The 12,322-nt window shown below is 32.9% G+C and carries 12 protein-coding genes; all 12 read right to left on the reverse strand.

Annotated elements, in window-relative coordinates:
• Positions 1-470: 470 nt before the first annotated feature.
• The 12 genes from ACETMN_RS21775 to ACETMN_RS21830 all read right to left on the reverse strand — a co-directional run bounded on the left by ACETMN_RS21775 (position 471) and on the right by ACETMN_RS21830 (position 12,305).
• A complete protein-coding gene (locus ACETMN_RS21775; RefSeq protein WP_411735124.1) occupies positions 471-1,520 on the reverse strand; it encodes a hypothetical protein in 1,050 nt (349 codons plus the stop codon).
• Between the two features lie 15 nt (positions 1,521-1,535).
• Complete coding sequence (locus ACETMN_RS21780; protein ID WP_411735125.1) at positions 1,536-1,721, reverse strand: hypothetical protein; 186 nt, start codon at positions 1,719-1,721, stop codon at positions 1,536-1,538.
• A gap of 66 nt (positions 1,722-1,787) precedes the next feature.
• A complete protein-coding gene (locus tag ACETMN_RS21785; RefSeq protein ID WP_091019891.1) occupies positions 1,788-1,970 on the reverse strand; it encodes a hypothetical protein in 183 nt (60 codons plus the stop codon).
• Positions 1,971-2,081: 111 nt separating this feature from the next.
• The gene (locus tag ACETMN_RS21790) at positions 2,082-2,219 is read right to left on the reverse strand and encodes a hypothetical protein (protein ID WP_179198650.1); all 138 of its coding nucleotides are present in this window, start codon (positions 2,217-2,219) and stop codon (positions 2,082-2,084) included.
• 231 nt (positions 2,220-2,450) lie between these two features.
• Positions 2,451-2,891, reverse strand: coding sequence for an HNH endonuclease (locus ACETMN_RS21795; RefSeq protein WP_143786577.1), 441 nt, complete (start codon positions 2,889-2,891; stop codon positions 2,451-2,453).
• 487 nt (positions 2,892-3,378) lie between these two features.
• On the reverse strand, positions 3,379-3,549 hold the full coding sequence (locus ACETMN_RS21800; protein ID WP_167433606.1) for a hypothetical protein: 171 nt from the start codon (positions 3,547-3,549) through the stop codon (positions 3,379-3,381).
• Between the two features lie 98 nt (positions 3,550-3,647).
• Positions 3,648-3,890, reverse strand: coding sequence for a hypothetical protein (locus tag ACETMN_RS21805; protein ID WP_091019882.1), 243 nt, complete (start codon positions 3,888-3,890; stop codon positions 3,648-3,650).
• Positions 3,891-3,975: 85 nt separating this feature from the next.
• Complete coding sequence (locus tag ACETMN_RS21810; RefSeq protein ID WP_091019880.1) at positions 3,976-7,008, reverse strand: N-6 DNA methylase; 3,033 nt, start codon at positions 7,006-7,008, stop codon at positions 3,976-3,978.
• A gap of 26 nt (positions 7,009-7,034) precedes the next feature.
• Positions 7,035-9,239, reverse strand: coding sequence for a hypothetical protein (locus tag ACETMN_RS21815; protein ID WP_091019879.1), 2,205 nt, complete (start codon positions 9,237-9,239; stop codon positions 7,035-7,037).
• Positions 9,240-9,358: 119 nt separating this feature from the next.
• On the reverse strand, positions 9,359-9,700 hold the full coding sequence (locus ACETMN_RS21820) for a hypothetical protein (RefSeq protein ID WP_091019877.1): 342 nt from the start codon (positions 9,698-9,700) through the stop codon (positions 9,359-9,361).
• 188 nt (positions 9,701-9,888) lie between these two features.
• Complete coding sequence (locus ACETMN_RS21825; RefSeq protein ID WP_411735126.1) at positions 9,889-10,545, reverse strand: hypothetical protein; 657 nt, start codon at positions 10,543-10,545, stop codon at positions 9,889-9,891.
• A 572-nt stretch (positions 10,546-11,117) separates the two neighbouring features.
• Entirely contained in the window at positions 11,118-12,305 is a 1,188-nt protein-coding gene (locus ACETMN_RS21830) for a hypothetical protein (RefSeq protein ID WP_411735127.1), read from the reverse strand.
• Between the last annotated feature and the right edge of the window lie 17 nt (positions 12,306-12,322).

The raw sequence follows: 12,322 nt of genomic DNA on the forward strand, positions 1-12,322 counted from the left end.
CTCATCTCAATACACTGTTACCTAATTCCTGATGTAATCATAACATTATATAACTATTTAATCAATCCATATTTTCATTCATAATATAGATTTATTTCGTTTAACACTGAAAGCCCTTGATAAAAGTATAATACTGAAATAAAATATTCCTATTGCATGAACTAGTACTTTAGGAGGAGCAGTACACTATGTTTACTGATGCTTTATGAGTAAGAGTACTTTGTTTTGGGTAGTTGGAAATTGTCTTGCTTTACTAGGATACATATTATACATAACTACCTCTAAGATTGAATACGTGTATGTAGTACTTACTTTAGCTTCAATATTGCTTATAGTTTCTATGTATTTTGTCATCAAAAAGAAATAAAAAAGGAGCTGATTAAATATGCAGACTCCTCTTCTTTATGTAAAAGTCTTGTTTTACTGAAATCAAAAACAGCCCATTAAAGGCTGCTTATGAAAGACTGGTTTTATTGGGTCTCTATGACACCATTTTTGATCACATACTTCTTTGTGTCTTGAATTTCTGTATGAGTATTATCAACCACTTTGCTACTTTGAACGATTTGAGAAATGAATTTCAACTTATGTTCCAGATCAGACTTTTCCTTCTTAAGTTTGCTATTCAACTTTGATTTGTTGGTCAACTGCGCATCTTTCCCTTCAAGAAGTACATCTTTGAGCTTAATCTGATTTTTCAATTCATTTACCTCTAACCTCAACTCATTAATTTGTGACAGAAAATTAGCATCCTCTCGTAAACCACTCACAACGCTTTCTAATTGGCACTTTATCGCATGGACAATATCAGATTGCCCATTGGATTCATGAGGGCTCTCAGTCGATATATTAATGTCTTCAGGTGTATTTAAGTAGACCACATTCTTCTCCACTAAGTAGCTTTGAAGAGATCCGAATTTCTTTTTTATCTGGTAGTATTTTTGTTGAACATTATTGGCATTTCTATTTAGTTTCTTAGCTGCTTTGCGAAGTGCGCTCATTTTCGTATTTCCTTTGGCAGTTTCCTCGTTAATTGTTTGTTCAATCAATAAAATATCATTACTCGACCAATTTCCCAGTATAGTGTCCCTAATTTCTGTTGATGCTGATTTTTCTACGATTAGCAGATAATCTCTTACCTTTTTTGCTATGTCGCTTTCTTTTAAAAGCATACCTACACGGAGCATTGCTTTTCTTGTAAACAGTGTAACGTTAGCTTTGGCTGATAGCGTGACACCTTGTAACGCTATGCTTTGCTTGTAGTCTTTGAATGCTATACCCGCAATGGTTGTTACGCCATCTTCATCAAACTCATCCTTGTGGCGATTTTTCACTTGTCTGATTGTAGATAGGTCTACATTATAATATGCAGCTACTTCTTTCGACTCGATAAATTTTTTATCTGGCAACATAACGATTTCTTTTACTTTTTCAAGTACTTCAGTTTTACTTATGTATTCCTCTCTAAAATTTTTATCCTCGATAAATGTTTGTGGCTGTAATTTTAATGTAGCTCCCATATTGATTCACTCCTATTATGTATTTGTTTTATATCCTTCAATGAACATTTCAAGCTTTTCAATCTCAGGTTTTTGTAGTGGTTGCTTTCCATTTATGAACAGTGAAAACAATGCGTTGCTGATTCCTAGTTTCTTTGCGATAAATGACTTCTTGATTCCAAATTCATCAATTATAGTCTGTGTTCTTTCTTTCAATGTCATGGTGTTCACCCCCTTAAAATATATTTTAATTGTTAAGCAAAAAAATTTAGTCAAATAAGCATTTCATTAAGATTGGTTATTAGTAAGCTTTTTCTTTAATTCGATATATTCTTTAGACTTCTTAAAACCTCCATCTTTGTATTTTCCATGATAATCACAGAAGTCATTTACTTCTTCATTACAACAACATATTTTTAAAATGCCATAGTCAGCATTCTTATTTGTGTATGCTCCATCATAAGTAGACATAGGGCGCTACTCCTCCTTTAATATTATTCATGATTATACGTATTATTGAATAAAATTATCATTAATCACGAGTATTACACTTTTCGGTCTGTATATTCATGCATTATTAAGCTAAGCTTTAATCCATTTCTGATCCACTTCATCCCAAACATAGCCAATCTCATGAGCATGTTTCCAAATAACTTCAGTTTGGTTTACGACTTCGAAACCCTCTTGCTCAAGTACAGTCAACATTTGATTATCATTCATGCTATTTCACTCCCTCAATATGATCATATGGCGAATACATATTCCATCGACTCTTGAAGTCAACTTTATTGCTAATGTTGTCAACAACTCTATACTTTCTGTTTGCATTTGGCTCCCATTTTGAAACTCCATTCGTTAAGTACTCTAATCCTGTTGGAGAAGTGATTAATGCACCCTCCCAATACTCTGTTTGAATCCAATTTTCGAATGTGTATCTCATTCTAATCACTCCTATGTATTTATGTTTTTATAGTCACTATCCAACCACTTAACAATTCGTTTATACCTCAATTCTGAATAAATCGGATTTTCAATCGCATACCATTCTTCCAAACCAAATTTCCATTTTTGGCTATTGCAGCTTACACAAGCTGGTATACAATTTGAAAGATCGTTTGCGCCATTATCATCAACGTGTTCTCGGTGCAAGTCTGATTTAATCTCTTTCCCATTTCTTTTAATAAGATGTTTTTTGATATCTAAGCCACAATAAGCACAAGAATTATCGAAGTAAAGTTTACATGATTTCCATTCTTCTACGCTTATGTTATGGGTCTTTGTAAATTTTATCTGTCTATATATTTTAGTCTTATCTTTGTTTTCATCTAGCCATTCCTTATGGCTCCCATTCAGCCTTCTAATTTTGGAAAACATTCTTTTTGCAATTTTCACTCTCGGTTGTGAATCATATTTATTTTGGTTTTTTAAGAAACGGTCATAGTTTTTATTTCTCCATGTTTCAGCAGATTCAATTGCACAATCGATACAATAGGGATACACACGATCAATTGAATTTGCTTTGTTATAATAATAGAACTCTAAAGTTGCGGGTTTATAAGTATCACATCTATTGCAAACTTTATGATCTACTCCATTAACTTCTTTATGCGTTTTATTCCATTTAACTAATCTTCTTTCTTCTTTACGTCTCTGTTTTTCTTCTACTGATAATCCTATTAGTAATCCCTCTTTCTATGATTTGATGAAATCACTCATTTATCAAGAATATTTAATCAATTCCAATGTTTCTTTACTTATGTTTACTTTTGTTAGTGACTGCAATATATTGTAACCACAAGATTCACAATCAAAGTATTTTTCATTTAAATCATTATCCGTTTTGATATTCATTTTTATTTTGCAATTAGGACATTGCATATTAGCAATTTCCCCTCTTATATTTGAGTACCGATTTCTTTCCTAGATCAAATGTATCGAAGTTGCCAATAAAATTCTTCTCTCCAGTACCCCAGTTTATCGAATAAGCCTGAAAAGATGATCCATCTTCATATACTTGACCAACTACGACATCTTTCTTTTTGATAAGCATTATTATTCCTCCAATATCCTTATGAAATGAGTATTTGACTTAGTTCCAGTACACTGTTTCTCATTACAATACAATGTTACTATGTATATCTTTATCTTTTATTTCATATAAGCAGGCACTTGCTTGCCTTGATGCTCACACTCTTCACGGAAGCGCTGCTTCCACTTCTCGCTACTTTTTTTGCGCATTGCTTCTAGCCGAGTAGTTTCTTTTGCTGCGAACTCTGCACAGAGACGTTCATGATTAGCACGTTCTTCCGCGAGTCGAACATTAATTGCCTCGATTCGAGCCGCCTCTTTTACTGCCTTAGCTTCTTTGATGCCTTTGAATATTTTAAACATATGTAATCATCTCCTCTTGTTTAACTTGTTAATGTAATTATAAATGATAACACCTTAATAGTCAATACATATATTCATTCTTAAATTACACTATTTCTTGTCTTCCCCAGTTTAACCTTGTGTATCCGTCTTGATCCTTTTCTTTCGTCATTAGCATGTTTACAATATCAAAATCTACACCAAATCGACTGTACAATTCATCATCACTTATTTCATCGTCTTTCATAAATAAATTAAGTTTCTCCTTACTCAATATTAATTTAAGCAAATTACTTTCTATACTATTTTCATATGTTACATAGTGAATCTCTTTATCATCTGATTCAGAATCGAAACGTACAAATCTAGCTGTGAACTGATGCAAGCTCGCTCCATTCCACGCTAATTCTGGAACAATTATTTTATTAACATAGTTAATACTGATACTGCTAGACAATGATTGTTGAGTACAAACCATAATAGGGTTGAAACATTTTTTCATTTCAATTATCATTTCTTTCCTCTGCTTCAGACTCATATCCTCACCAGTGACAATAAATAGTTTTCGTTCTGGGAATATCTCTTTAATATGTCTCGCATAACTATATACTGTCTTTTTAAATCTACATCCGATTACAACTGGTTCATTGTTCCATTGCTCAAGTTTGTTAAATACATTCTTAAACTTAGAGGAGTATCCACTACCTCTATACTCCTTAAAAAGGTGCGGAGCGCTGCAACTTCTGATAAGCATATTTAACTGTTGTAATATTTCTAACATTCTATCTTTTCTGCTGTTGCCTGTCCTATTGACGCTTCTCGCCATTTCATAAAACTCTTCTACAATCTTTTTATATAAATCATATTCGTGATTGTTGAAACTGCATGTATCTTGAAAAATGTTAGCAATTGATCTTCCTGTAATTTCTTCAAATGTTCGAGTAATAATCGTTGAATCAATTAAAGCTTTTAGTACATCCGAATTATATATGTGCTGCGTAGCCTGTGATACTCCAAACACAGTTATTTTTTCGGGTATATGACTTTCTTTAAATAACTTCTGCCCCTTGTGATACTGAGGATAGGGTTTCAGATAATGTACATTTAATTCTGTTTTTAGTTCCTTAGTCTTCTTGTCTTCTACATATATTTCTTCACATCGATTCAAAAAATTAACCGAGGAATTATAAAGCAACTGAAATTGTGGAAAAGCCTCACCTATTGAATTTCTGACACTTGTACCAGTTGTTAATAGTTTGTATTTTGCATTTTTAAATACGTTCAAAGTGGCCTTCGTTCTTTTACTTGTCATGGTGGCTATGCTGTCACTTTCATCAAGCACTAGACCTATTTTACGCCCACTTAAGCGGATAAACTTCTTAATCTGTCTCTGATACTTAGTAACCATATTAAACGTTACTAGTACTATGTCAGATGGTTTAATAGATGAGATACTTTGCAAAGAGTCTACTTTAACAAATGGAATACCATAACTTGTAAGTATAGTTTCAAAAGTGCCCGTTATTGCAATAGCTGGAGCAACTATAAACATATTTCTCACATTGTTGTGCTGTAAGTGATACTGAGAATAGGCAACGGCTGCAAGAGATTTACCGCCTCCGCAATCCCACTGTAACAGCCCATATCGCTTTTGTAGCATCCTTCCCATATCATCACATTGTATATTATTAAACTTGATTACACGGTCATTTAGAGAGTCGTTTAGTTCATATTCATTTAGCCATTTAGAGATATATTTATCTTGCGACATTGTTTTAAATGGCTCTGCTTGTTTCTTGTAAGCATTAATTTTTCTTTGTTGTAGTTTCTTAAATTTCCGTTCTTCAAAAGGGTAGTCCTCATTGAAAATCATATCTACAAACGATGCTTCTTTTACTTTCTCCATTTTAGATAGTTGCAATTTCGTTTTGTGAGAATAGGCTTTATATTTTAATCCTGACGCTGTTTTAACAAGTTTAATTTCATCCATCTCTTTTATATGTTGATTCTTAATTATACGTTTTAGATATGACAATACTTTGTTTGGAGTTAGTCTCACTTTTGCCCATTCATCGTACTTCATTGATTCAGGTTGTCTTTGTGTCGCTAACTGATTAACTTTTTCTAAGCACTTAGTATATTTGTTACTGATTTTGGGATTACGCTTAATATCAAATAATAGTTTTTTCACCTCATCCTGATAATTACTATCATCGCTTCCGCTTCTTAATGATTCTAACAAAACCTTTTGCTTAATCTTCTCCTTCTCTTTCACAATTGGTTCTATGTATGACTTATAAATGTAATCACTAGTAGTTTCGCTTATGTTTAGAATTGATGAAATAGTACTTTCATATGGTCTATCATCCACGATATACTGACTCTTCTTTTGAAAAAACATAATCTTAGTACGAAAATTACTTACCCCAACATTCTCAAAGCAATCGGAAGACAATTCGGCTTGATAAATGAAATTGAACATATCGTTTATAGTTTTGATCATTCCACCATCTGCAAAATCATCAGATAAAAATGATACAGGGACAATTAAAGCAAGTATTCCTGAAGGTTTAAGAAGTTTAAACGACTTCAAGCAATAATATAATTGACTTAGATATTCTTCGTTATTGTAAGCCCATTTCAAGTTGAAAGGAGGATTTCCCAAAACAACGTCACACTTGATATGTGGTTCATAATTTCGAATATCATCATGCGACATATTGACATCAGGATACAGATACTTAGCAACCTTAAATGCTCTTATATCAAGCTCATTTCCGTATACATTATGATGATTAGGCAACCAATTAAAAAAGTTCCCCATTCCACAAGTCATATCCGCAATTAGATCGTCTTTAGAGGGCTTAAGACAGTCAACAAGGAATTTAGATATAGAGTGAGGCGTAAAGAACTGCCCCACCTCTATATCCCTCTTGGCTTCAGTGTACGTGTGGAAATTATCATAATCAGAAAAGTTTAATCCATGAAGGCCGCCATTACCCGTATATGTATCGTATATGTTTTGTTGATTGATCCCATACTTTTCATTCAAATTGTTATCAAGTATGTGTATTATTTTATTGTTTATGTTCTCTCTCTTTTCCTGTGGAACAGTCATATGGTTAATGTGATAAGTCATGTTTAGCAAACCCCTTTGATCCGCTTTTATACGGCTACTTTTTTATATCCACAATATTCAGACGCGAATCGCGCCGCTTCTTGATTGCTGATGAATTCGATATCCAATTTACCATTTTTTAAAAATTTGATTGATTTTACTTTTTTCAGTGTTTGTGTAGTATAACGTTCATAATTCTCTAACTTTCTCGAATTATTATATCCACAATATTTATTTTCCAACTCTTCATTATGCGTGATCGATCCACTATCAAACAACTGTAAAGATTGAAAAATATGCTCTACTTTATTTTCATTTAATCTATATTCTTTCCAGATTGAGTCATGATAAGCAAAATATCCATCAAGTATAAGTTTGCTGCTTTTAATTGATATTTTATCGCCGTATTTAAACATCTCTTTAGTTTTATCTTTGATCTCTTTTTCTGCTTTCTCTGTAAATGAATAACCGTCCAACTGAATAAAAATATTGTCTATAATGTCTTGAGAAGTGACACTAAAAGTAAAAGTCTTCTGTAGCTTGTCTATGTCAATTGTTACACTGTATTTATTTTTGAAGTAAGAACAAACATGAGCTATAAAACTGTTTTTTATCGCGGTTATATTTTTATCATAGTCATACTTGCTCATCGCACTATAAAATGCACTATATTGCACTATAAAATACCCATTCTTTTCTTCTCCGAATTTTTTTCCATGTTTATTATCTAATTCCGATATCTTATCTAGTTCATTTTTTAAATTATAATAAGCATTTATTGTTGACCTATATATTTCTTCCTGTTCTTGACAAAACTCATAGTCTACTGGTGAAACTCTTTGATCATTGGTTATCTCTATATCATCAAATTTTGAAAATATATCTTCAAATGTTTCAATGTCGTTTACAGTTTCTTCGTTACTCATGATTTTCTCCTCCTGTGTAAAAACGTCATCTTTTATATTAATGTCTTCAGTGTTATTTTCCTTTATATGAGTATCCTCAAATTCATCTTCTTGTGATACACCTTGTGCTTCGTCCTTGTCCATTTTAAGCGACTCAGCATATGCAATTGTTTCTGGTGTCTGTTTTGCCCACCATTTTCCTCCACTAAAACGCGACCAACGAAAGCCATTCAATTTTAATTCTTCAATAACATCCGAGTCCGGTTTCTGGATAAAAGAAATCTCGATACCATTCTTTTCTTCATTCAATGTTACAGTAACAAAGCTTGACTCCTCTGTCTTATTTTCGTTAACTTCCTCATTACTTTCATTCTTTTGAGTTGTTTCAATTGTTGGAACATCGGATACAGTTTGTTTACGTGTCGTCTTTTTATAGACTGTTTTCTCTACGTATTCAGTAACTTCAACAAACTCAATGACGGCAATATGTCCTTTGCTTAACATCTCATTAATTCTTTGAATGGATGGGCTCCACATTTTGTCAAAACTTTTAGATGGTTTATTGTTTTTGCCTAGTTTAGAAAATACACCTTCTTCAACAAATGAATACATGTTTCCTTTGTTTGCCCCACGTGTGTAACCAACCTTCATTACAAATGTGAATCCTTCTTTGATATCTGCCTCAGTAACTTCAGAAATGGATTTTTCAACTGCTTGAATAGTTTTAACTGGGACTTTAACAATTTCGGGCTTAAGAGCATCAGCATCTGTCAGCGCTTTTTCAATACGTTTAATCAAAGACATAACTTTCTCTTCTTTTTGTTGGGTTGCAGTTTTCTCTTTGTTTTCCCAATCATATGTATTAGTAGCATATACGCCGTTACCTTTTGCAATAATTTGACCATCTTTCTCAATGTGCCAGCTTGCTCCCTTAGGATTAGCAAATGCAAATGTTGGATATGTTTCAATGACAGTATAAGTTGGTTCAACGTTAGCTTTTTCCTTTTCTTTTTCGATGAGTACCGCACAAGATGCCTTTTCGTTCTCTGTAGATGCTGCATCGTTCATCGTCGCTGTTAATTTCTCTATACGAGAGTTTGCAGCATATGATTGCTTATTGTAGTCATATTTACGAACTTCACGACCAGAGTCAGAAAGATTATATTTGCATACATCAACCAACAAAACATATCCATTTTTAGTTGCGACACCAGACCAAGAAGCTGGAGAGTAGTAGTCAACCATTGAATCCGACTCATCTTGTTTGTATCCGAAAACCTTCCAACCTGCGTCCACCAGTCTGTACATGATGTTAACTTTTGCTTCTTGTTTATCTAAGTAATGCATCCGAATCACCTCTTGTATTTGATACCTTAATTATAATCTATTTAACCTTATATTGCAATACATATTTTTATTCTTATAAACGAAAAAGAGACTCCTTTTTAGGAATCCCATTACAATATCTATTTCAATTTAACACCCCAAATCTCTACTTCTTCATCCGAGTCAACTGGTTCAGTGTATGTGACTACTACCTGTTTGCCTTGATACTGCTTACAGAGCGCTTGGGTAAAAGACTTGTCCTCTTTCTTTGTTGCTATATCAGTCACTTGTAACACCCAGAAATGTCCTCCCAGATCCTTTGTTGTATGAGCAACATAGTAGCCACTACCCTTCATGTAATACACCTTTTCAATCTTCATTGATGCCTGCTTTGTAACTGGTTCTACTCCATTAGCTAAAGCTGCACTAGCCACCATCAAACTTAATACAAGCACCATTACCACCATTGTAATCTTCTTCATTCAAACACACATCCATTTCTATTGTTATTTTTATTGTTTAATTAATGATTCAACAAGTTCAAGGTGTTGACTGAAGGACAACCCTACTGACGAACGTTTAGTTTGGTTTTGTGAATTCACTCTTTGCTCTGGATGCTTAAACGCTGCGTATGGATTAGTTTTATGTACTGGATGTATGTAATAGATTCTTAGCATGTAATTGTCTCCTTTTTGCTGTTGATAGTAACCAGCGGATTCTGATTTAATTTAGACCTGATATCCACCATAAACTGAGGATCAAAACTTGAGTATCTAGATTGCTTAACAGTTACATGTAGACTAGAAGTGATTGTAGTTTGAGAAATTGCATCGATATCAAAATCAATCCAACCGTCATAAACTGCAACCTCTTGATAAGGTAAGATAATTTCAACCCAATTAGACCGTTTACGTTTAGGTTTGTGAGTTATGTATAATGCATTATCATACTGCGCGTAGCGATCAACCTTAACAAACTGAACAACCGTATGAATAAGCTGTGGAAATCCGAAGTCAGAGAATTTAACAATACTTACTTTGCGCCCTTCTTCGAGTTTATTAATAGTTTCTTGCTGAGTTTCTGTTATCTCAACAGTGTTTAATTGCTTATAATCAATCAACATATCAGCCATAGGAGAGTTAGAGAATTCAATTTTAACAGCTTCAATCAATTCATCAGTAACAGCAATATTGTTGTCAGCCAAATCAAGATGAAATCCCAATTTTACTGAACCTTTCTCAGCATCAGACAAGTTGCTATATCTGTCATCAAACTTACGAATTTGTTCAGCCAACAATTCAGAAAGATAATCCACTTTGTAATCCATGTTCATTTGGTTAAAGTTTGTCATTATTCTCAATCCCCTTTAGTTTATAATTATTATTTTTACTCTTATACTATTTTAAAAGTAGGCTGCCCATTACAGTCAGACTCTTGAGTTGTTGTTTACGCGTCCATTGGGACTTCATGATAGCAAGTTTAGTTTGACTCATTTGAATCACCTCGTAATTTATTTGTTCCCTTAACCTTATATACTTATTATAAAGGAAAACCAATTAAATTACAATACATATTTTCACTCTTAATGACAAATAGACTAACTTTTTTAGAGTTAGTCAAAGGTAAGAATAATATAAATGACAGACACAACGTAAGTTGTGGATGAAGGTGAAGCGACAGCCATGGAGTGAAACGGAATGGATCTCGCCACCTATTATTATTGATTCAATACAACTATGTATAATTATAAATTTTTATTGTATATTAATTCATTTATAATTTTGTATTTTTAGTCTTATATATTAATTAATAATAACATTTTTTTCTCCGAGAGACGAGTCTCAAAACCGTTGGTACATAAGGACTTTTTTTCAATCTTGGGAACTAAAACTTCCCAACCTATGTTTCTAACCACTCTTTGAGTAGGTTTCTCATGCGTTTAGAAGGTAAATAAATATACACTTTTTTATTATCTCGTATTGAGCTTCTCCAAATCCACTGTATAAGTTCTGAAGTTGACCAGAGTTCATGATTTAATTTTACTCCTCTTTCAATAAAGAAACCTTCTATAATCGGATTCATAAATCTATTGACTGTATAAGCCAGATACTTTGTTTGTCTATGGTCGTTGGTTGCTCTTAGATTGACAGCAATATAAGAACGTTGAAAACCTTTACCGCTAACTTTAGGTTGAAAGTCTTTATATGTTGTCCAGATGATGTCTTTAGACTTGGCTTTCATTTTATGTTTAAAGTAATTGGACACATTGTTTTTCAACTTGGTAACAGCTTGATTTCTATTTTCATACCAAGACATTGAAAGAGAATATTTATCATTACCTATATCATTGAGAATACCATCATATATTTCGATCAGATCACTGTATTGTTCTTTGATGTTAGGAGACTTATTCTTACCCTTCTGTAAATTGTACTTACCATTCGAATTTTCAATGTGGAAGTATTCATAATCCACTTTGTTTAAGTCATAGTAATACTTCTGAATCTGACCATCGAATAAATACGTTAGGATGTATACTTCTTTAAATGCTTCAAAAATAGAAATCGGAAAAGTCCAGATTAGAATTGATCCTTTATAAAATAAAAGGTTCCTGTTATTTGCCATGTGTTTAATATCGTTAAATTTACCATCATAGTTGCGCGTTTTCTCATCTTTGTTATTCCAAGTTATATAACCTTCATCATCAACGTTGAGAAAATTATTTTCAAATAATAAATCTCTATCTGAATTTTTAATTGTAAGATGATCGACTACATCCATAACCTCATCCAGTATTAGCACATAGTTCCCTGCTTGGATAAGTTCTTTAGTTTCTTCATTAGACTGTTTAAACAGTGAGTGAGTTGTCGCAATATTATGTCCCGCAGCTAATAGATTATGAAGAGAATCCTGCTTTTTTTGAAAGTGTCCTTCATTATCATAATTCTTCGGGTCAACAAACCTTTTATTTGGACATAGATGCTTTACTCGTGTTATCTCATCTAAGAATGGAGTAATATAAATATACTTTCTCTCAGTGTCATTGTTCATTTTTTCAATAGCAAATGTTGATTTTCCGCTACCCATTATTGAGTCCACTACTT

It is taken from the genome of Paenibacillus sp. M2, assembly GCF_046713495.1.
GTDB classification, from domain to species: domain Bacteria; phylum Bacillota; class Bacilli; order Paenibacillales; family Paenibacillaceae; genus Paenibacillus; species Paenibacillus amylolyticus_B.

What these genes read in the sequence shown, in the direction of transcription:
- ACETMN_RS21775 (WP_411735124.1), bottom strand. Translation starts at nt 1,520, where the DNA reads ATGGGAGCTACATTAAAATTACAGCCACAAACATTTATCGAGGATAAA.
- ACETMN_RS21780 (WP_411735125.1), bottom strand. Translation starts at nt 1,721, where the DNA reads ATGACATTGAAAGAAAGAACACAGACTATAATTGATGAATTTGGAATC.
- ACETMN_RS21785 (WP_091019891.1), bottom strand. Translation starts at nt 1,970, where the DNA reads ATGTCTACTTATGATGGAGCATACACAAATAAGAATGCTGACTATGGC.
- ACETMN_RS21790 (WP_179198650.1), bottom strand. Translation starts at nt 2,219, where the DNA reads ATGAATGATAATCAAATGTTGACTGTACTTGAGCAAGAGGGTTTCGAA.
- ACETMN_RS21800 (WP_167433606.1), bottom strand. Translation starts at nt 3,549, where the DNA reads ATGCTTATCAAAAAGAAAGATGTCGTAGTTGGTCAAGTATATGAAGAT.
- ACETMN_RS21805 (WP_091019882.1), bottom strand. Translation starts at nt 3,890, where the DNA reads ATGTTTAAAATATTCAAAGGCATCAAAGAAGCTAAGGCAGTAAAAGAG.
- ACETMN_RS21810 (WP_091019880.1), bottom strand. Translation starts at nt 7,008, where the DNA reads ATGACTTATCACATTAACCATATGACTGTTCCACAGGAAAAGAGAGAG.
- ACETMN_RS21815 (WP_091019879.1), bottom strand. Translation starts at nt 9,239, where the DNA reads ATGCATTACTTAGATAAACAAGAAGCAAAAGTTAACATCATGTACAGA.
- ACETMN_RS21820 (WP_091019877.1), bottom strand. Translation starts at nt 9,700, where the DNA reads ATGAAGAAGATTACAATGGTGGTAATGGTGCTTGTATTAAGTTTGATG.
- ACETMN_RS21825 (WP_411735126.1), bottom strand. Translation starts at nt 10,545, where the DNA reads ATGGATTACAAAGTGGATTATCTTTCTGAATTGTTGGCTGAACAAATT.
- ACETMN_RS21830 (WP_411735127.1), bottom strand. Translation starts at nt 12,305, where the DNA reads ATGGGTAGCGGAAAATCAACATTTGCTATTGAAAAAATGAACAATGAC.